Genomic DNA, 20,062 nt, shown 5'->3' with positions numbered 1-20,062 from the left:
AATAGACTACTACATAGATACGGCCGCACCTGTAGTAGGCTGAGCAGGTTTTATCTCTACATCTACTCGTGTGCGATACAACTCTACTAGACGCTGTTCATACTTTAAGAGGTCTTGATAGATTTCTGTGAAAATTCTGGTTGATACTGGATCGGTGAGTGCTGCCATCAAATTGCCGATGTCACCTATACCCGTTTGTAGATCACCCAAAGCGCAGCGTAACTGATAGATATCATCACTACCTGCGAGACTAGTTTTGACTTTGGCATACTTATCGGCGATATTGGCGGCTAAGGAAGGTTTTTCACCTAGTTCATCCAGCCGTGCTTCCAATCTTTCGATGTGCTGCTGTCTCAGTGGAATCATCTGTTGGAAAAGAGATTTGATTTGTGGGTCTGATTCTTTTTGGATGTAATTATCTAAAGCTTCTAGACTATAACGCTCACCAGCCAGAGCAGTATTTAAAGCTTTGACTATATCACCTTTAGTAGAACCACCCCAAGCATCAGCTAATTTCCACCATTGAGCTGTGTAGTCAGTTTCATCAGGTAATGCAGCTTCTTTGCCACCATAGCCCAGCCGACTCAAAATTGCTGTGGTAAATATTGCTAAGTCTCCAGGTTGACGGGATGTAATTAAATTCCCATCTATTACTAGGGGTTCGTCTATATAATTAGCACCAGCATTAATCATGTCTTTGCGAATTGCCATAAAGCCGGTAGCTTGTTTACCCCTAAGTAAGTCACCTTCAATTAATACTTGTGGCCCGTGACAAACCGCAGCTACTAATTTTCCTTGCTGCATGGCATCTTGTACAAAACCCACTGTATTGGGGTTCCGTCGCATTTTATCGGGAGCCATACCACCAGGGATGATTACGGCATCAAATGCAGAAGCCATTGCTTCTGTTGTCGTGCCATCAGGTTGCATGGAAACTTTACCTCTTTTCCCATGATATTTTTCATTCATCCGGGAACCGAGGACAACTACTTCCATCCCCGCTTGCTTGAGTGCATTATATGGTACTTGAAATTCTGAATCCTCTACGTCATTTTCTATGAGGATCGCGACTTTTTTATTTTTAATACTATTCATTGACATTTAATGTTTCCACTCTATTCAATCTAATTTTTCTTAAATCATCAAATGAATTATGAAATTAACTTAATTTCATAATTCATTATTTTTACGTCGACACTTCACTAGTTGGTGCAGTAGGAAATAGTTCTGCATAATCGGCAGAAAAATTACTCTGAAAATCGGCAAATTCCCCTGGTGTCACAGCATCTTGTAGAACTGTAAACACAGAACGAATATGTATTGCAGCAGCAGTTGGTTCTACTCCCTCTTTTTTACTCACCCGGGCAATAAACTCTTGCAGTGAGAATGGTTGACCGTTCTCACCTTCTCTTCCGTGTAGGCATTCTGCTAATTTCTCTGGCAATTGTGAAGCTAAATCTTTTGCTTCATCACCAACAATTCGTTCTTTAATTGTTTCCAGTGTGGCACGAGTAGCTCGTTCTGCTTCTTCTCGTGTATTTAACAGGGCAACACTTTGAACATGTGTAATAAATTCCTCATATTTCACTTTTTTTACCTCCATTCAAGATTAATTCAATTCAAAATACTTTTGTTTCTAATAAAATTAATAAAAATGAATTTAGTAAAAATAGTGATAAATCAGAACAATATTATTTTTTTAAGAAACAGTTAGGATTGAGACTTACTGCTTTTATTAAAAATAAAAATTAGTCAGTCTCAATTAAAACAATCCTAACTTTAATATTAAGTAACTTGATTAAGTAACTTGACCATGAACTCAATTTTGATGTTTTACTTTGTATATGCATTCATTCACAAGAACTATTTTGCGAAAAACTCAGGTACATCTTTGGAAATAGATTAATGAAATTGTGAGAAGTCCCATTTATAATTTTAAAAAAATAGTTATGAGCTATGAATTTATGATATTAACTAAAGTTCACAACTCATAACTTTGATGAAGTGGCTATAGCGTGGATTCACTCTTATAAGAGTATGCACAAATTCCCAATTGCTCTTCGCTCTAAAGGTTGAAATGATTTTCTTTCCGGAGGTATACATCGGTTGGAAGACAACCGTAAGAAAATAAAGCGTTATTGTGGGGATGCAATAAATAGCAAGTATTTATGGTAGATCCAGACATTCAACAAGATTATCAAGCTCCACAAGATTTAGAAGCTCAACTAAATCAAGTAGATCCGGATAAACAACCTCAACAGGAAAATTTACCACCGCAAATTTCTGACTTACCGGAGGAAATTACAGAGTCTTATGGTACTGGTGTGAAGGATGAGCCAGGGTATAACATAGGCGATCGCAGACTGCGCGATGAAGAACAGCGTTACAACTACACTAGTCCTGAGTTAACTGGTGGGGATGTGGATGCAGCTTGGGAAGAAGCTGCCGATGTCGGTGATGAGGCCCCAGGTGGTACCGCCCCAACTCCCGATCAGGATATCGTTGATGAAATTGGTGCTGCTGTTGGGATAGAGATGAACGATTTTGCATTTCTGCGGACAAACGATATGTTAGAGCAGCGTGACGACAGGCGTTGGGAGCTAGATCCTCTATCTAGCGAGGATTATGAGGAACGTAGGGAGTAAAGGAGATGGGGGATGAGGTGTGAGAGGTGTGTAGACGCGCTTTGCGCGGCTTCCCGTAGGGTGGGGTGTGAGGAGTGGGAATTGAACATTGGAAAAATAAACAATATTCTAATTACCTTTCCCTGTTCCCTGTTCCCCGTTTCCTATTTCATCTAAATCTTTGACTGGGTTTGTTTGTTCTCCAATCCTTCCTGAGAGTGATCGAGGCGTAGTTCGCCTTGGGGTTCAGAACGTAACCAAAATGGAGTGTCTTTACCAACTGCCCCCTTAGCAACAGTAACACCACCATCAGCTAGCCACAAAGCACCTGTTACATAGCTGGCTTCATCAGAAGCAAGGAAAGCGTAGATGTTAGCTATTTCCTCTGGTGTGCCGCGTCGTGCCAGTGGTGTGGCTTCAATCAGGGTTTTCTCCATTTTGGCATTCATTGGCCCTTCTTCTTTGTGTGTCCAAGCTGTATCAATTGCACCAGGGCAAACACAGTTAGCACGGATGCCATGTCTGGCTTGTTCTACAGCAACACCTTTCATAAAGGAATGCATCCAACCTTTAGTGCCTCCGTAAGGTGTATTATATGCCAAGCCATTGAAACCAGCCTCGGAACCAGCAGAAATAATATTACCCCGTGTTTTTTGTAGATGCGGCAGTGCGTATTTTGTCATTAAAAATGCTGAACGGAGGTTCATACGTATAGTTTCATCAAAAACTTCAATAGGGTAGTCTTGAGTTTCTGCGGTGGCAAGAAATACACCTGCGTTATTAACCAGAATATCCAACTTACCATAGGCATTAATTGCAGTTTGCACGCAGTTTTGAGCGTGAAACTCTTGGGAAACATCACCCGCGTAGGCGATCGCTTTGCCACCATAATGTTTAATTTTTTGTACCACGTCTTCAATTGGGTCATCTGCTAGCCCATTGACAACGACAGCAGCGCCTTCTTTGGCAAACTTATGGGCAATAGCTTCACCTATACCAGTTCCAGATCCTGTGATAATAGCCACTTTGCCTTCTAAACGTCTATCCATTTTTGCATCCTTCCTTTGGATTATTTAATGATTAGTTCAATTGATAATTGGTGATTAGTGCTTAAAATTTTTCCGATTATCCATTACCAATTACCCCTTTTAATTCTTCTGCAATTTGGTTGAGATACATCTGTCTTCAGTAGGGTTAAATACTCAATGATGCTTTGATAACTTTACTATTAGTATCTTAATTTCTGGCAAATCGGAGTTATCATGACATATACCCAAACTAACGATCCAACTATTCGTGAATATGTACAAGCATTTCAAAATTTACCTGTAGATGAACAGCTTGCTTTATTTTGGTTTATCTACAAAGAAATGGGTGATTCTATTACCCCTGCTGCACCCGATGCCAGCACTGTTTCTCCCAATGTTGCTGAAGGTTTGTTCAATCAAGTCAAGGAATTATCCCATGAAGAACAACTACAATTACAGCGAGATTTAATTAATCAAGCAGATAATAGATACACTCGCGAATACGGTTCAATGAGCGATACGACTAAATTGCTATTTTGGTATCGTTTAGCCCAAGGAATGGAAAATGCTACTATCATTCCTATGCCTCCTAACTATCAGCTTTCTTCTCAAGCAGAGGAACTCTTCAACAAAATTAAAGAGTTAGACTTTGGCCAACAAATCACTCTTTTCCGTGATTATGTTTCCCCTATGGGCGCTGAACCAAAAGCAGGTGCAGAAGTTTAAGAATTTTTCAATTGGTATAATGTAAAGTTATACCGACAAGCTTGAAATTTGTTAATTTTTATCTCCACTAGCCCTCTAGCTGAACAAGAAAGCTAGGGGGAAATTCCATTATTTATAAATCCAAAAATTCCTAAATATTTTTTTGAAATACAAATAAGTAATCAGGTATTTATGTTAAGACAAGACACAGTTGAAAGAAGAAATACGATCAAAAGAAAGCATCTTGTTTTTAGTTTGATTACTGGTTTAATTATCGGTACATTTTTAGGTACGCCTATCGGCTGGTTAGCTCATCGTTTTTATGAGCAACAACGTTTGGCTAAAGTTTTGTTGTGTCGAGAACAGAATAGAAATCAACCAGCAGTAGTTGTTGATTCTATCTGTGGTCGAGGATTTTAAAAGTTTTTTAACTTTGTTTGACTGCAAGTTATAATAAGTCTGGCTTTCAAGTTCTTATTTAGGTAATTTGGGCAACAGTCCTTGGTGGGATTTGGGTAATATTTTTATTAGAAATGTCTGAAATTTTTGGAGAGCGATCGCTACTGGAGAAAATTTCTTGGTCAAAGCTGCATAATATTAGTATTAATGTAGAATTCAATGTTGAAGCCAGATCTGATGTTGCTTTAGCTTCTGAAAATAGGTCAGTTAAAATATTATCCAAAAAACTCCTGGAGCAAAACATGGCTAATTACGATATCGATTTTGAAAAGCTGTTAGGTAGACAAGTTGTAGATCCAACAGGCAAAACCATAGGCAGAATTGAGGAAGTACGTGCTGAAAAGCAGGGAGAGGAATGGGTTATGCAAGTATATATAATCGGTACTATCGGAATGCTAGAACGATTACCAACTTCGGATATTGCCACAGAAATTTTATATCTCATAGGAGTGAAGAAAATTCATGGTGGCTACATTGTCCCTTGGGAAAAATTAGATCTAAGCGACCCCAAAAAGCCACGTTTGCTTTGTAGTATAGATGAATTAAAGATCTTATCCGAGCAACAGCAGGAATCAGAATATAATTAAACTATTGAAAAATTATATAGAAAACAAGATGTTGTGAAACCATATAGCAATATGGTTAAGTATACTTATGTTCTAGGTTGAACCCGGTAACGAAGGTTTGTAAGCTCCACCTTACCATACTGTAACTCGTGCAAGACTCCACGAACAATTATGCCCACAATGAGGGTAAAAAAATATGAGACTCTGACTACACATACGACTAATGAAAACATCTGTCTAAAGTTAGTAATTTTCCTATATTTTTTATGTAAATTTTCTGTCTATTTACAGTGTTAGAAATATACTTTAGAATTACTCAAAATTGAATGTATGAATTTTATTATTAAAAAGTAGAAGATATGATTATCAATGTTTAATAAGCATTAAGATATGCTAGGAACGAAAAAATATATATTTATCAGTAATTATTTATTATTACTGATATTATTTACGTGTTCATGTAGTAGTACAAAACCTACAGAGGAATTAAAAAAAGAATTAAACAGTGTATCTTCATGGGCTGCGACAGTGCATATGGTTGCTGATGCGTGGCAACGTCATGCTGTGCCTACAAGCTACGCTAAGGATACACTACAAAAAACTCAAAAAGAACTGCAAAAAGAAACAGATACACTCTTAAATTTATCAATAGTACCTTCACAACGGCATACCGCATTAGAACAGCTACAACAACTGCAAAAAACAATAGATAAAATATCAATCCTTATAGAACAGAAAAACCGCAACGCGATCGCTACCCAAATTAAACAATTATCAGCTACAGAGCAAAAAATCCATCAGCTTGCACAAGCAACAGGTGAAGCGCCATGAAGAAAATTTTTGAGATTGCTTTGGGAATCATTACCAGTATTGGCGGATTCCTTGATGTGGGCGCGATCGCTACAGCAGCAGAGGCTGGTTCTAAATTCGGTTTTCAACTGATTTGGGCAATAGTCCTTGGTACAATCTGTGTAATATTTTTGGTAGAAATGTCTGGACGTCTAGCAGCTGTGAGCAAGCATACCCTAGCTGCTGCTGTACGTGAACGTTTTGGATTTAATTTTTATGTGATCCCACTTTTAGCTGAAATTGCAGTTGATTTTTTAGTTTTAGCAGCAGAAATTGGTGGTGTTTGTATAGCTTTACAGCTATTAACTGGTATCAGTTTTCAATGGTATGCTCTACCAGTAGCATTTACCATATGGCTATTAATTTGGTTTGGCAACTTTAGTGTTATTGAAAATGGTATTTCCCTCTTGGGATTAATCACACTTGCCTTTGTATTTGCAACCTTTAAGCTGCATCCAGATTTGACAGAGATTGGTTCTGGTTTATTGCCGACTTTACCACGTGAAGATACACAAAATTATTTATTTATTGCTGTTAGTATTTTAGGTGCATTGATTAGCCCTTATCTATTTTATTTCTATTCTTCTGGTGCGGTAGAAGATAAGTGGGATGAAGGACATATTGGAGTTAATCGTGCTGTTGCCACCTTAGGAATGGGCTTTGGTAGTATTGTTTCTCTGGGAGTTTTAATTGTAGCAGCATTAGTTCTACGTCCTCAAGGTATTGAAGTTGATAGCTACGAACAAGCAGCATTAATGCTAACAAAACCTTTTGGTTATTGGGGTTTTATTTTATTTGCACTATCTCTGGGTATTGCTTGTTTTGGTGCGGCACTAGAAGTCACTCTAGATACAGCTTATATTGTGGCTCAAGCTTTCGGTTGGAATTGGGGTGAAAATCTCAAACCAAAGGATGCTGCAAGATTTAGTTTAGTTTACACTTTGTTTGTCTTTTTCGCTTCCTTACTCATGGCTATTGGTATAGATCCTCTACAGCTAACCTTGTTTTCAATGGCAATTACGGCTGTAATTTTGCCACCTGTAATTATACCATTTTTAGTATTAATGAATGATGAAAGATATGTAGGTAGATATCGTAATGGTTGGATTAGTAACAGCGTTGTGATCTTTACAATTGCCCTAGCATTTATTTTAGCGATCGCTGCTATTCCCTTAGAAATTCTTGGGAGTTAAATAAAAATGATAGACATAATTCGAGATGTACTTGATAATCAATTAATTGATCAAAACCAGCGCAATATGGGTAAAGTTGATGGTATTGTTATGGAATTACGTGAAGGACAACCACCAAAACTTACTTATATTGAAGTAGGAATGACTGTACTGGCACGAAGAATACATCCGCGTCTAGCAAATTGGGTAGCTGTAATAGAAAGTAAGTGGGGAGCAAAACACAGCCAGTCGTATAGAATTTCTTGGTCAAAGGTGCGTGATATTGGTATTAATGTAGAAGTCGATGTTGAAGCTGAAGCAACACCAGCTTTAGCTTATGAAAAATGGATTCGTGAACATATTATCCAAAAAGTTCCAGGAGCAGAACATGGCAACTCGTGAAATTAATTTGGAACTGCTGTTAGGCAAACAAGTAGTAGATTTAACAGGCAAAACTATAGGCAGAATTGAGGAAGTACGCGCTGAAAAACAAGGCGATGAATGGGTTGTGCAAGCATATCTAATCGGCACTATAGGCGTGCTAGAACGATTATCGGCTTGGAATATTGCAGTAGGACTTTTGCACCTCATGGGAGCGCATAAAATTCATGGTGGCTATACTATACCTTGGGATAAATTAGATTTAACTAACCCAAAAAAACCGCATTTGCTTTGTAGTATTGATGAATTAAAAAATTTTAATAATCCTCAATCTCAAAGATAAAAAACTACTGTTAAGTTCAATTTTTATTGACTATTTAATGAGTTTACCCTAAATAAATTATGTAATTATTCAGCATGTATATACATAAACAGCAATTAAAAAGGTAAAAAGGAGAAAATCAAAAAATTGGATATTGCCGAAATATTATGACCTTAATTCTTACTAATGACGATGGAATTGACGCTCCAGGTATTAAAGCACTTCGTGAAGCTGTAAACAGACTTGGTATTAATGGCAAATATCCAGCATCCAGTACTCACTTACCCGTGATTATAGCCGCTCCTAAAGATCATCTCTCTGGGTGTGGGCATCAAGTAACTACAACTCAACCGATACACGTTCATCATCGCTCAGATCATGAGTATGCCATTGCAGGCACTCCTGCTGATTGTGTGAGAATTGCCATTACACATATATGTGAAAATGTCAACTTTGTCATGTCTGGCATCAATGCTGGTGGTAATTTAGGAGTAGATGCCTATATTTCTGGTACTGTTGCTGCCGTCAGGGAAGCAGCGATGCATGGGATTCCGGGAGTTGCAATATCTCACTATCGCAAAGGTAAACTCAATGTTGATTGGCATGTAGCTGCACGCTGGACAGCGAATGTTCTATCTGACTTACTCAACCGTCCTTTGGAAACGGGAACTTTTTGGAATGTAAATTTACCTCATCTTTTACCAGGAGAACCCGACCCAGAAGTTGTATTTTGCCAACCTTGTACTAAACCATTGCCTATTAACTACCGAATAGAAGGTGATAAATTCTACTATGCTGGCGTATATCAACAGCGCGATCGCACTCCTGGCAGTGATGTTGATGTTTGCTTTTCAGGTAAAATAGCAGTCACCCAGTTAAAAGTATAAATAATTACTGATGTAAAAGCTTGATGCTTAACAAATTTATCTATCTTCACGGCTTTGCTTCTAGTCCTAATTCTGTCAAAGCTCGGTATATACGCGATCGCTTTGCTGAATTTAATATCAAGGTGAATATTCCTGATTTAAATTTTGGCGATTTTTCCCACTTGACAATTACTCGCCAAATTAATCAAGTAGCGTCAATCATTTCAGCAGATGGCAAAGAGGATACAGAACAATCTCCACCTCAACTTACACCAGTAACCCTCATTGGTTCCAGTCTCGGTGGTTTAACAGCTGCTTACATAGCACAGCAATACTCCCAGGTGCAGAAGCTGATTTTGTTAGCACCCGCCTTTGGCTTTTTAGCCCATTGGTTAAATCAGCTAGGAGATGCACAAGTACAGCTTTGGGAAAAAGAAAAGTATTTAATGGTTTATCACTATGGCGCAGGGCGATCGTTACCTTTAAGTTATGATTTCCTAACAGATGCGGCTCAATATCGAGAAGAAATATTACAGCGTCCGATTTCTACCCTCATCCTGCATGGAAAAAATGATGAGGTTATTCCAATCCAAGCCAGTCGTGCTTTTGCTAAATCCCGTCCTTGGGTAAATTTAGTAGAATTAGACAGTGATCACGCCTTAGACAATGTCTTAACAGAAATTTGGCAAGCAATCTACCAGTTTTGCCAGTTACTCCACTAAAACATAAATATAAAGTTAAATAAGCTTAATAAATTAGTCTACTATCTACATTACTGCCTAAACGGCGTACGATTGAAACTGTTTGTGGTAAAACACCTACTAATAGTGCAAATGCCTCATCTGGCAAATGTTCTACCGTCTCAAGCGGAAAGTACTGTTCAAATTGATCAAGAATCTTTTGAACTCGCTGAGTAGGAACAGGGTTTTCTGTAATCTGTTTGATTAACCGAATCCATTGTCGCCTAATTAAATAAGCTTTCTGCCGATCTTCATTGGTTTCAGGAGTTAATAAAGATAAATTTCCTATTGGTAATACTCCCTGACAATCACAATCATAATCACCACCTACAGCTGCTCCTGGACCAGCAAACTCTGTATGATAGCGTTTAAAGAGTATCAACCCATTTCGTCTTCGACTGTTAACAATGAAAACCTTTCTACTCAGCAAATTTGTTAGGATATCCGAGCCATAGGATTGCTCAGTTCCATCTGACATGACAATATAGTCAAGAAAACTTGTGTCTGGGTAATAAGTAGATACCATAGCAGTCTGATAGCGTTGATTTTTTTCGCTATCCATCTTCTTTCAAAACGAGGATGAATTTGGGAATAGTTTGTGCCTAATATAGATATATTGCTATTAAATCAAATTTTTTATTTTCTTATTAACAAGATGTATTTTGTGAATGTAACTTATGATGAAAATTAATAGAGACTGTGCTGTAATTGATTATCCATATTTTATGAGATTTAACATTGATTTGTCTGCTAGGATAATGGTATTTTTTTTAAAGTTTCTATAAAGATGAAGATTTTTAATACAAAGTTATTGTAAGGTTTTGACAGATTACTTATAGTATTTCCACTGAATATATTTAACATAACGAGATATTTTATATTTTACTCATAAATCATTACTAATGTTAGATATATTATTTTTTGCTCAATAAATTTAAACAGTATATAATAAAAAAACATATATTTTTGTTCTGACAAATTCATAATTACATTTTAACAAGACACTATAATGTTTTCCAAATTTTATATAAAAGTATTAGTTTTTAATTTATAGGAGATTTTATCAAAAATTAGCTTGGCCAGCATTATTCTAAATTTCACTAGAAAAGATATACATCTATTTAACTAATGTAATAAAAATTTATTAAAACCATCAAATTACAAAGTGATTAGAAATTAACTATATATGGCTAAGAGCAACCGAATACTCAGTCAAGCAAAGTTTTCCATGATTTAGCAAGGAATTAATTGCAATTATCAAATTGAGGATGAGTAGAAGACAAAAGATACAGTAAACAGGTAAAAAGACTTTTCTATGCTATTCCTAGTTATAAGTAAAGGAAAGTTGACATTTTTCGTCCACCCATCACTAAAAAATTAGCTAGTCGAATTGAGCATAAGATGCTTATGCAATAATATCTGTCTTGAGTTTCTAAAAAATAATATATTCCAATTAGATTCCACTTTATGCACCCGATATCCGAACTTGAGATAGAGTTGCCGTGCCTGATGGTTGTTTTCTAGGACATGGAGATATAAATCTTCAAATCCCCATTCTCTAACAAATTTTTCACTAGCTTGAAGTAATTGAGAGGCTGCACCCTGTCTACGGCACTTTGAGGAAACAGCTAAATTAGACAGGTAAGGAAAAACTTTGCCGACCTCTGTCCAAGAATCACTGAACCGCACACCTACCTCCAAAGTACCAACTAAGTTATTCGGTGTATTGGCTGCGGTGTCAACGACAACTAAACAGACGTGCTGGGACGTAGATGATACTAGTCGATGTCTTAAATCTTCATAAATACCCAAGCGTAGCAAAGGGAAAGCCCATGCCCAGATACCATTTTGGGAGTGAAAGCTTTCAGCAATAATTTGGGCAACGCTAGTCAAATCAGCAAGTGTAGCTGTACGGACTTGGAACCGATAGGAAGCTTGTTCAGCAGATGCTGCTGTGACTGGCGGTTGATGGGATTGTTGGAAAAACCAGGGTGTCAAGGCTAGTTATGTGGTGAATTAATAGAACAAAAATCCTTTCAAATATCGTAAAACACCATTCAATACTATGTGAAAAACTTAAAAAAGTTGGTGTAGGCGATAGAAGATAGAGGACAGGGGACAGGGGACAGGGGACTGAGCATGAATCAGTGAACAGTGACCATTTAATTTGATAACTGAATAACCGATTAGTTTCCTCCTTGTCCTCCTGGTCTGGTTTCCCTTACTTTCTCCCTACCCTATTATCTCTTCTGTTACTACTTGTCTAGTTGATAATCCTAATGGCTAAATTGTAAATAGCTATTTGTCTAATAGTATACTTTGCTCTTTAATCTTAGTTATTGTAGGATTGCTGACTTGAAAATGACTGTTATAAATAAAATTTACCAAAAAGTGTTAGTGTCGATGCTACGGCGGGAAAAATTAATATGCAGCTTCAGTTGGATTGTTCAACCAGCCTGGATTGCTGTATATGCTATAGAACAGTTCTCGTTGGAGGTGAGCAGAGATTTGGCTACAAAACAAAAATTCTGTCAAACTAATACTGAGCATCAAATTAATTGGGGTGCACCAAAGCAAACAGTAATCGGCATAATTTATTGAGACAGATGGCTGTGATCAAACCCTCTTCCAATCAGCACTCATATGGGCAAACGGCGTAGGTCATCAAAATGCTCTGCTCTTACCTGAGTCAGTTTCATCCTTATCTGATCAGATTATTGTTTATCCGACTGCCTTTGCAGCAGGAAAGCGGTGCATGAAATCCCAAGCAAACAATAAGCCTAAAATTTTAGTTGTCGACGACGAACCCGACAACTTAGACTTGCTTTACCGCACTTTTTATCGCGACTATAAGGTGTTAAGGGCAGGTTCCGGGCCAGCTGCGTTGGAGCTGCTGGCGCAGGAGGGAGATGTGTCAGTAATCATCTCCGATCAGCGAATGCCAATGATGAGTGGTACTGAATTTTTAAGCCTAACAGCAACTCAGTATCCAGATATTATTAGGATAATTTTGACTGGCTACACCGATGTCGAAGACCTAGTAGAAGCCATTAACTCTGGTAAAGTATTCAAATATGTCACTAAACCGTGGGAAGCAGAGGAACTCAAAGCAGTAGTCCGCCAAGCCTTAGATACCCACAACGTCCTTAAGGCCCGTACTCGTGAACTAACTCGTACACTCCGCCAGGAATCGCTGCTGAACACAGTTACCAATACTATTCGCAGCGCTTTAGACTATCGGCAGATTCTGCAAACAATTGTGGATACGGTAGGGCATATGCTGGAGGTGGATGTTTGCCTGTTGCGTCCTTTCCAAGAGAATCAATTGGTTGATGAAGGGTTTATTTATCAGAAGCCTTGCAATTCTGCTGGGGAGTTGGGGAATTGGGAGAGTGGGGAGAATTTAAATACCTCCTCATTAGCTCTGTTATCTCAAACAGTTTGGGAAACTCGGGAAGTACAAGTAATTCATGATGTAGCCAGTGACGAACGCATTCAAGGGGATGCTGTTGAGTTGCGATCGCGTGCTGCTGCTTTCACTGATGCGAATATTTGCTCTAGTCTAATTGTGCCACTGATTTGTCGGCAGGAACTAATGGCTGTGCTGGCGTTGCACCAGTGTCATGCACCTCGGATCTGGAGTGAGGACGAAGTGCAGTTGGTAATGATGGTGGCAGATCAAGCGGCTCTAGCTTTGTCTCAAGCCTATGCTTACGAGCAAGTACGTGCGCTGGCTCAAAGGGAAGCTTTGATTAATACAATTACCAGTGCGATTCGCTCTAGTTTAGATCCACAGGATATTTTTGCTGCTATTACCCAAAAATTAGGACAAGCTTTACAAGTGGACGGCTGTGTGCTGTCTTTGTGGACAGAAGATGATGAATTTGTTCGCTGCGTAGGTTTGTATGACAGTTCTGAAGATGTAAATACTCATAATCCCAAAAATATTGAGGATGTCAAAACTCATAATTTACCTCAGTCACAAGCACCGATCAAAGGAAATCCCATTCTGCAAGAAATGTTACGGACACAAGAACCGGTGATCGTCCCAGATATGAGCCAGTGTCCGCCAGAAACCAAAGGCTTTGATTTACATTTGCGAGTACCAGCGCGATCGCTAATGGTAGTCCCCCTCTTAGCTGATGGTAAAAGTATTGGTAGTATTACTTTAAAGCAAAGTAAAAAATCACGTCAGTGGTTGCCTTCAGAGATTGAATTAGCAAAAGCAGTAGCAGCACAAGCAGCGATCGCAGTCCAACAATCTCACTTGTACCAAAAAACCCGTGAACAAGCCGAACGCTTACTGGAATTAGACAAACAAAAAACCGAGTTTTTCCAAAATATTTCCCACGAATTTCGTACTCCGATCACCCTTATTCAAGGGCCACTAGAAACAGCAGTATCTGACAAAAAGGGTTTATCTTACGAACAAAGTGCGATCGCCTTACGTAACTCCCGTCGTTTGTTAAGGCTTGTCAACCAACTACTGGATCTGCAACGCTTAGATGCAGGTCGGATGCAACCTAGTTTTCGTCCCTGTGATTTAGTCGAATTTGTCAGCCAAATTGTTGAGTCGTTTCGTCCCTACTGTGAAAAAAAAGGACTACGTCTGACCACCAACATGGCTAAATGCCCAAAAGTATACTTAGACATGGAAAAATTCGATAAGGTGGTTTACAATCTCCTGTCTAATGCCATGAAGTTTACTCCTGAAGGTGGTATGATTACTGTTGCCATCCAGTCTCAAGATGATCATTGCATTTTGACAGTAGAAGATACTGGTATTGGCATTGTCCCAGAACAAATTCCCCTCCTATTTGAACGCTTCCGCCAAGCTGAAGGCTCTGACAACCGTTCCTATGAAGGCACAGGTTTGGGTTTGGCTTTAGTTAAAGAATTAGTAGAACTCCACGGTGGCAAGGTAACTGTAGAATCAGTTTATAGTCAAGGTACTACCTTTAGTGTCTGGCTAACTCCTGGTAATGCTCATTTACCCGCAAATCAAGTGTCAGAAGTGACGGTAGAAGTCAATCTTAGCCGTGCTGCTGTGGAATTGGCAGATTTAGAATTAATCGAAGAAGGAACTGGGGATTTGGGACTAGGGACTAGGGAAGAAGATTTTAGCACTTGCCCCGAGCCTCTAGCCACTAGCCCCTATATCCTAGTTGTAGATGACAACCCGGATCTACGAGCTTACGTATCTGGTATTCTTCGCGACCACGGCTATCAAGTACGGACAACTCATAATGGTTTAGAGGGGTTCCGACTAGCCAAGAAAACTTCACCTAGCTTGATTGTTAGTGATTTAATGATGCCTGTGGTATCGGGGCTAGAGATGATTCGGATGATCCGCAACGAAGAGCAATTAAAAGGAACACCAATCATTCTGCTGACAGCAAAAGTTGATGAAGAAACTCGCATCGAAGGCACAGAACTAGGTGCAGATGCTTATTTAGCCAAACCATTTAATGATCGCGAACTTTTGGCAGAGGTAAGGAATCTGTTAGCCTTGAAGGCTACTGAACGTAAAGTAGTAGAATTAAATACTTATTTAACTGAATCAGTACTGAAACGGTTTTTACCACCAGCTTTAGTACAAAAAGCCGCAGCTGGAGACTTAGTTCTGGATTTACGTCCGGAACCGCGCTTAATTACAGTTTTATTTAGTGATATTGTCGGTTTTACCCAATTAGCAAATACCCTCAGATCACGTCGAGTCGCTGAGTTGCTTAATCAATATTTAGAAGTAATGACAAAAGCGGTATTTGATAATGGTGGTACTGTAGATAAATTTATGGGAGACGCTATTTTAGCTTTGTTTGGAGCGCCAGAAGAGTTAACACCTAACGAACAGGTGCGACGTGCTGTGAATACAGCTAGGGCGATGCTGCGATCGCTAGAACAGTTAAACGCACATTGGCGAGAACATGGTGTTTTTGATACGACGGAACGTCAAAGTGTACAGTTTCGCTGTGGTATCCATCAAGGTACAGCTGTGGTAGGTATGTTTGGTAGCTCTGAACGTGCTGACTATACAGCTATTGGTCCGAGTGTGAATATTGCTGCAAGATTGCAGCAAGCAGCTGCCCCCGGTACTGTCTTAGTTTCGGCGGCGGTTGCAGATTATTTACAAGAGGAAGAAATTATTAAACGTAGTCCGCTAGAACTAAAAGGAGTAGACGAAACAGTTCTTACCTTCGCTCTAACGCCAGAGTTAATGGCTAATCGCTAAAATGGTCAATGGTCAGTGGTTAGTGGGTACAGACGTGATGTTCCTCGCGTCTGTACATTGGTTAATGGTTAACGGAACCAACAATCAACAACCAACAATCAACAACCAATAATTAGCAAAATTATGACAAAATCGGTTACTGATCAAAAACCAACTCCATCTCAAATTTACCGCCGACATAGCGATTCACCTGGTTTGTGGGTCGCTGTATTTACGGGTTCAGTAGCCATACATTTGCTTGCATTTTGGATGTTGCGCTCATACTTATATCAATTGAGCCTGAGACGACAGCAAAACTCAAGTAACAATATACCTATTGAAATCATAGAAATTTCCCCAACAGGATCTGCAAAAGTTCAATCACAAGCCAAAGTCAAACCAGTTTCACCTCAGTCATCAAATACTCAAAAATCCGCTTCTGTAACCGATGAGGATGCGATCGCTTTAATTGATCAAAAAACAGCGATCGCCTCTAACCCTAATTCTTCTCCACGTCAGCAACCCTCTCCAAAACCAACTGTTGCCAAGCAAGCAACCGCAACTGCAAAACCTCAACCAACTGTACAACCTAAATCTACACCCACAACCCCTACACCCACACCAGAGTTACCAGCAAATCAACAGCCTGAGACTACACCCACACCAGAGTCACCAGCAAATCAACAACCTGATACCATACCTCCCACACCGCCTCCTGATAATACAGACACATCTACCTCAGAATCGGAAAATCCCATACCCGATGAGCAAAATCAGGCTTCATTACCAGATACAAACCCTACAACTCCTCCAAAAGATAGTTTTCCCTCCACAAATGAGCAACTTCCAGAACAACCAAATGCTAATATCTCGCTAGGAGAATCAACGCCGCTACCAACAATAGATCCATCGGTGCAACCACCACCCCAATTACCACCAGAAGAAACTCAAACTAGTGGTGGATTGGTAGCAACCTGGGATGTTTTTTCTAGAGATGAAATGATTGATTTACGCCAAAAAGGGGTGGTCAGACAAGATATACCACCAGATATTTTGGCTCAACCTTTGGGAGACAATACAAAAGAATTGCCTGTAAGTTTTCTCAGCAGCGAACCGGATTTGAATAATGTAGATTTGGTTGTTTCCTTGGCAATTGATGAAAAAGGTAAGTTAATTGCTCGTGATGCCAATGGCAACCCAGAAGTTAAGATTATAGATATGACTCCCGAAGAACTAGCAACGAAAAAAACTAAATATCAGCAACTTCTGATAGATGTTTTTCAGAATGTGTTATTTAGTCCTGGTAAAAACCAAGATGGCAGCAAGCCGCCCCAAAGCAACTTAGTTGTGCGTGTCAAAATAGAACGTCGTTAGTTCTTGATTTTTAGCTAAGTTTATGTTATATTATTGAAGTTGAAAATTTTTTGCGGGCATAGTTTAGTGGTAAAACCATAGCCTTCCAAGCTATTGATGCGGGTTCGATTCCCGCTGCCCGCTTTTAGGTAAAATCTCTGAAAAACTAAGCACTTAGCCCTGGTGATTAGAAATCGTCCCTATACAAACAAAGTCCGCCAATGCGGACTAACCCAAAATCAAGAGTTTTAAACCCACGGAGGTGGGTTTTGTATGTGTAGCAGCGACTTCTAGTCGCCTAATACTAAGATATCAGTTAATCTTAGCAGCAAGCTCATAATCCATCGGTGTGCATCGGTGTGCATCTGTGTTCGCTCAATTTTTCATCCCTCATTGTGGGCAATTTCCCTGTCAGCCGTTACAGTACTGTCAATAATCCCAAGGGTGGTCAGATGATAAAATTCATAAAAGTCTAACCTATACAGAAAAATGTATAGCATTTATGTATCATTTTAGACTTAAAGCCAAAAACACAACACTTCATTAACCTACTATTTGTGTAGCAACTGTGTAGCATTATGCTTATAAAGCCTCAAAATATTGATAGAAAAGAGAACTTAGCATTTTTATTAGAAGTTGGTACAGAAGAATTACCTGCAAGCTTTTTGAGTCGCGCTGTTGCACAGTGGAAATCGCTGATTCCTCAAAGCCTCCAAGAAAATAACTTAAAGAGTGAATCTGTAGAACTTTATGGTACTCCCCGGCGTTTAGCAGTCCTAATTAAAGGTTTACCATCCCAGCAAGCCGACAGAGAAGAAGAAATAAAAGGCCCACCCGCACAAACTGCTTTTAAAAATGGCAAACCCACCCCAGCAGCACAAGGTTTTGCCAAAAAGCAAGGTGTAGAACTCGATGCTTTAGAAATTCGCAATACTGATAAAGGGGATTTTGTTTTTGTACGTAAGCTGATTCCTGGTCGTCAGATAACAGAGATCTTAACAGAACTTGTTCCTCAGTGGATTTTCGCCTTAGAAGGTAAGCGATTGATGCGCTGGGGTGATGGGGATTTGCGGTTTTCTCGTCCTATCCGTTGGTTGGTAAGTTTGTTAGATGATGCTGTTTTGCCAATAGAATTAGTGAATGGTTCCGAGACAATTAAAAGCGATCGCATTTCTCAAGGTCATCGAGTTTTACATCCTCAACCAGTTACAATTCCCCAAGCTACTGATTATGTAGCTAGGTTGCGTTTAGCTTCGGTTGTTGTGAAGATTGAGGAACGGACAAATATTATTGTTGAAGATGTGCAAAACTCTGCCAACAAGTTAAATGGTTCTGTAGAAATTTACCCAGATTTATTAGAAGAAGTCAAAAACCTAGTCGAATGGCCTTCTGCGGTAATTGGTGAATTTGAAAGTGAATTTTTGGATTTACCTACAGAAGTTATTACTACTGTAATGGTGCATCACCAGCGTTATTTTCCCGTATTCAAAGATAGTAATCAACAAGAATTACTGCCTTATTTTATCACTATTTCCAACGGTGATCCAGCAAAATCAGATATTGTCGCTGTTGGTAATGCCAGAGTGATTCGCGCTCGTTTAGCTGATGGTAAATTTTTCTATGAGGCTGATTTAAAAAATCCGTTAGATAGTTTTTTGCCCCAGCTAGCAAAAGTTACTTTTCAAGAAGATTTGGGTTCACTGTTAGATAAAGTTGGACGCATCTCAAAAATTGCTGCCCAGATTGCTGAACAATTACAATTAACTCCAGAACAAAGTCATAATATCCACCGTGCCGCTTTATTGTGCAAAGCTGATTTAGTCAGTCAAATGGTCTATGAATTTCCAGAGTTGCAGGGAATCATGGGACAAAAATATGCCTTAGCAAGCGGAGAAGGAGAAGCTGTAGCAACTGCAATTTTTGAACATTATTTGCCTCGAGGTGCAGATGATATTTTGCCACAAACAATTACAGGTCAAGTTGTGGGTTTGGCAGACAGATTAGATACTTTAGTCGGTATTTTTGGTTTAGGGATGATTCCCACAGGTTCTTCTGATCCTTTTGCCTTGCGACGGGCTGCAAATGCAGTTGTCAACATTACATGGTCAGCAGATTTAGCAATTAATTTACAGTGGTTATTGGAGCAAGTTGCCACAGATTTTGTTGCCAAACATAACAAAAATAAAGAAGAATTAGTTGGGAATTTACAAGAATTTTTCTTACAACGTATTCGCACTTTATTGCAAGAAGAAAAACAAATAGATTATGATTTGGTAAACGCTGTCTTGGGTGAAAATGACCCCGAATATACCCAAAGAGCATTACAAGATTTATTGGATATACGCGATCGCGCCTTATTCCTGCAACAAATTCGCACAGATGGAACTTTAGATAAAATCTACGAAACCGTCAACCGTTCTACCCGTTTGGCAGCGCAAGGAGATTTAGATACTAAACAGCTTGACCCCATCTCCATAGTTCAGCCAGAACTATTCCAAAAGTCCTGCGAGGCGGCATTTTATCATGCCTTAGTAGAATTAGTCCCGCAAACTCAAGCTGCACAAAAGTCGCGCAATTATCAACAGTTAGTAGCAGCACTAGAAAAGATAGCTCCCACCGTGAGTAATTTTTTTGATGGGCCAGAAAGTGTTTTGGTTATAGACCCAGATCCCAATATTAAGCGTAATCGATTGAATTTGCTGAGTTTGCTGCGTAATCACGCGCGAGTACTAGCAGATTTTGGTGCAGTCGTAAAAAATTTGTAGCTAAAGTCTATAAAAATATTG

General features: G+C 39.1%; 18 protein-coding genes and 1 tRNA gene. 14 read left to right on the top strand and 5 right to left on the bottom strand.

Annotated features, from left to right (window positions below):
- Positions 1 to 9: 9 nt before the first annotated feature.
- Together RS893_RS00440 and RS893_RS00435 are read right to left on the bottom strand one after the other, a co-directional pair.
- The gene (locus RS893_RS00440; RefSeq protein WP_396336478.1) at positions 10 to 1,095 is read right to left on the bottom strand and encodes a DJ-1/PfpI/YhbO family deglycase/protease; all 1,086 of its coding nucleotides are present in this window, start codon (positions 1,093 to 1,095) and stop codon (positions 10 to 12) included.
- A gap of 91 nt (positions 1,096 to 1,186) precedes the next feature.
- Positions 1,187 to 1,588 (bottom strand): DUF2267 domain-containing protein, encoded by a 402-nt coding sequence (locus tag RS893_RS00435; protein WP_315792144.1) that lies wholly within the window; start codon positions 1,586 to 1,588, stop codon positions 1,187 to 1,189.
- A gap of 580 nt (positions 1,589 to 2,168) precedes the next feature.
- Here RS893_RS00435 and RS893_RS00430 point away from each other — a divergent pair.
- Positions 2,169 to 2,645, top strand: coding sequence for a DUF6335 family protein (locus tag RS893_RS00430; protein ID WP_315789293.1), 477 nt, complete (start codon positions 2,169 to 2,171; stop codon positions 2,643 to 2,645).
- Positions 2,646 to 2,797: 152 nt separating this feature from the next.
- Here RS893_RS00430 and RS893_RS00425 read toward each other — a convergent pair whose 3' ends face one another.
- Positions 2,798 to 3,673 (bottom strand): glucose 1-dehydrogenase, encoded by an 876-nt coding sequence (locus RS893_RS00425; RefSeq protein ID WP_315789292.1) that lies wholly within the window; start codon positions 3,671 to 3,673, stop codon positions 2,798 to 2,800.
- 213 nt (positions 3,674 to 3,886) lie between these two features.
- Here RS893_RS00425 and RS893_RS00420 point away from each other — a divergent pair, with 213 nt between their 5' ends.
- The 9 genes from RS893_RS00420 (at position 3,887) to RS893_RS00380 (ending at position 9,694) form a co-directional block, all read left to right on the top strand.
- Entirely contained in the window at positions 3,887 to 4,378 is a 492-nt protein-coding gene (locus RS893_RS00420) for an orange carotenoid protein N-terminal domain-containing protein (RefSeq protein ID WP_315789291.1), read from the top strand.
- Positions 4,379 to 4,549: 171 nt separating this feature from the next.
- Complete coding sequence (locus tag RS893_RS00415) at positions 4,550 to 4,777, top strand: hypothetical protein (RefSeq protein ID WP_315789290.1); 228 nt, start codon at positions 4,550 to 4,552, stop codon at positions 4,775 to 4,777.
- 113 nt (positions 4,778 to 4,890) lie between these two features.
- On the top strand, positions 4,891 to 5,403 hold the full coding sequence (locus tag RS893_RS00410) for a hypothetical protein (RefSeq protein ID WP_315789289.1): 513 nt from the start codon (positions 4,891 to 4,893) through the stop codon (positions 5,401 to 5,403).
- A gap of 369 nt (positions 5,404 to 5,772) precedes the next feature.
- Positions 5,773 to 6,213 (top strand): hypothetical protein, encoded by a 441-nt coding sequence (locus RS893_RS00405; RefSeq protein ID WP_315789288.1) that lies wholly within the window; start codon positions 5,773 to 5,775, stop codon positions 6,211 to 6,213.
- Positions 6,210 to 7,424: an Nramp family divalent metal transporter gene (locus tag RS893_RS00400; protein ID WP_315789287.1), complete on the top strand. Its 1,215-nt coding sequence runs from the start codon at positions 6,210 to 6,212 to the stop codon at positions 7,422 to 7,424. Before RS893_RS00405 ends, RS893_RS00400 begins: the two co-directional genes overlap by 4 nt.
- Before the next feature lie 6 nt (positions 7,425 to 7,430).
- Positions 7,431 to 7,805, top strand: a complete 375-nt coding sequence (locus RS893_RS00395; protein WP_315789286.1) for a hypothetical protein — start codon at positions 7,431 to 7,433, stop codon at positions 7,803 to 7,805.
- Positions 7,792 to 8,127, top strand: a complete 336-nt coding sequence (locus RS893_RS00390; protein WP_315789285.1) for a hypothetical protein — start codon at positions 7,792 to 7,794, stop codon at positions 8,125 to 8,127. Before RS893_RS00395 ends, RS893_RS00390 begins: the two co-directional genes overlap by 14 nt.
- 146 nt (positions 8,128 to 8,273) lie before the next feature.
- Entirely contained in the window at positions 8,274 to 8,993 is a 720-nt protein-coding gene (surE, locus tag RS893_RS00385) for a 5'/3'-nucleotidase SurE (protein ID WP_315789284.1), read from the top strand.
- Positions 8,994 to 9,016: 23 nt separating this feature from the next.
- Positions 9,017 to 9,694 (top strand): YqiA/YcfP family alpha/beta fold hydrolase, encoded by a 678-nt coding sequence (locus RS893_RS00380; RefSeq protein WP_315789283.1) that lies wholly within the window; start codon positions 9,017 to 9,019, stop codon positions 9,692 to 9,694.
- A gap of 25 nt (positions 9,695 to 9,719) precedes the next feature.
- Here the strand turns inward: RS893_RS00380 and RS893_RS00375 are convergent, their stop codons facing one another.
- Together RS893_RS00375 and RS893_RS00370 are read right to left on the bottom strand one after the other, a co-directional pair.
- Positions 9,720 to 10,274: a hypothetical protein gene (locus RS893_RS00375; RefSeq protein ID WP_315789282.1), complete on the bottom strand. Its 555-nt coding sequence runs from the start codon at positions 10,272 to 10,274 to the stop codon at positions 9,720 to 9,722.
- An 815-nt stretch (positions 10,275 to 11,089) separates the two neighbouring features.
- Positions 11,090 to 11,710, bottom strand: a complete 621-nt coding sequence (locus RS893_RS00370) for a GNAT family N-acetyltransferase (protein ID WP_315789281.1) — start codon at positions 11,708 to 11,710, stop codon at positions 11,090 to 11,092.
- Between the two features lie 757 nt (positions 11,711 to 12,467).
- Between RS893_RS00370 and RS893_RS00365 the strand changes: the two genes are divergently transcribed.
- The 4 genes from RS893_RS00365 to glyS all read left to right on the top strand — a co-directional run bounded on the left by RS893_RS00365 (position 12,468) and on the right by glyS (position 20,041).
- Positions 12,468 to 15,944, top strand: a complete 3,477-nt coding sequence (locus RS893_RS00365) for a response regulator (protein WP_315789280.1) — start codon at positions 12,468 to 12,470, stop codon at positions 15,942 to 15,944.
- Between the two features lie 123 nt (positions 15,945 to 16,067).
- Positions 16,068 to 17,297: a hypothetical protein gene (locus RS893_RS00360; protein ID WP_315789279.1), complete on the top strand. Its 1,230-nt coding sequence runs from the start codon at positions 16,068 to 16,070 to the stop codon at positions 17,295 to 17,297.
- A gap of 52 nt (positions 17,298 to 17,349) precedes the next feature.
- A tRNA-Gly gene (locus RS893_RS00355) sits at positions 17,350 to 17,420 on the top strand.
- 434 nt (positions 17,421 to 17,854) lie between these two features.
- Positions 17,855 to 20,041, top strand: a complete 2,187-nt coding sequence (gene glyS / locus RS893_RS00350) for a glycine--tRNA ligase subunit beta (RefSeq protein ID WP_315789278.1) — start codon at positions 17,855 to 17,857, stop codon at positions 20,039 to 20,041.
- The last annotated feature ends 21 nt before the right edge of the window (positions 20,042 to 20,062 follow it).

This window comes from Fischerella sp. JS2 (assembly GCF_032393985.1).
In the GTDB taxonomy this organism is placed as follows: Bacteria; Cyanobacteriota; Cyanobacteriia; order Cyanobacteriales; family Nostocaceae; genus Fischerella.
The sequence above is the reverse complement of the archived record's forward strand: the minus strand, read 5'-3'. Positions and strand labels throughout refer to the sequence as shown.

Coding starts and splice junctions, on each gene's coding strand:
- glyS (WP_315789278.1), top strand. CDS start 17,855: ATGCTTATAAAGCCTCAAAATATTGATAGAAAAGAGAACTTAGCATTT.
- RS893_RS00375 (WP_315789282.1), bottom strand. CDS start 10,274: ATGGATAGCGAAAAAAATCAACGCTATCAGACTGCTATGGTATCTACT.
- RS893_RS00425 (WP_315789292.1), bottom strand. CDS start 3,673: ATGGATAGACGTTTAGAAGGCAAAGTGGCTATTATCACAGGATCTGGA.
- RS893_RS00405 (WP_315789288.1), top strand. CDS start 5,773: ATGCTAGGAACGAAAAAATATATATTTATCAGTAATTATTTATTATTA.
- RS893_RS00390 (WP_315789285.1), top strand. CDS start 7,792: ATGGCAACTCGTGAAATTAATTTGGAACTGCTGTTAGGCAAACAAGTA.
- RS893_RS00410 (WP_315789289.1), top strand. CDS start 4,891: ATGTCTGAAATTTTTGGAGAGCGATCGCTACTGGAGAAAATTTCTTGG.
- RS893_RS00380 (WP_315789283.1), top strand. CDS start 9,017: ATGCTTAACAAATTTATCTATCTTCACGGCTTTGCTTCTAGTCCTAAT.
- RS893_RS00365 (WP_315789280.1), top strand. CDS start 12,468: ATGAAATCCCAAGCAAACAATAAGCCTAAAATTTTAGTTGTCGACGAC.
- RS893_RS00440 (WP_396336478.1), bottom strand. CDS start 1,095: ATGAATAGTATTAAAAATAAAAAAGTCGCGATCCTCATAGAAAATGAC.
- RS893_RS00360 (WP_315789279.1), top strand. CDS start 16,068: ATGACAAAATCGGTTACTGATCAAAAACCAACTCCATCTCAAATTTAC.
- RS893_RS00415 (WP_315789290.1), top strand. CDS start 4,550: ATGTTAAGACAAGACACAGTTGAAAGAAGAAATACGATCAAAAGAAAG.
- surE (WP_315789284.1), top strand. CDS start 8,274: ATGACCTTAATTCTTACTAATGACGATGGAATTGACGCTCCAGGTATT.
- RS893_RS00400 (WP_315789287.1), top strand. CDS start 6,210: ATGAAGAAAATTTTTGAGATTGCTTTGGGAATCATTACCAGTATTGGC.
- RS893_RS00430 (WP_315789293.1), top strand. CDS start 2,169: ATGGTAGATCCAGACATTCAACAAGATTATCAAGCTCCACAAGATTTA.
- RS893_RS00395 (WP_315789286.1), top strand. CDS start 7,431: ATGATAGACATAATTCGAGATGTACTTGATAATCAATTAATTGATCAA.
- RS893_RS00420 (WP_315789291.1), top strand. CDS start 3,887: ATGACATATACCCAAACTAACGATCCAACTATTCGTGAATATGTACAA.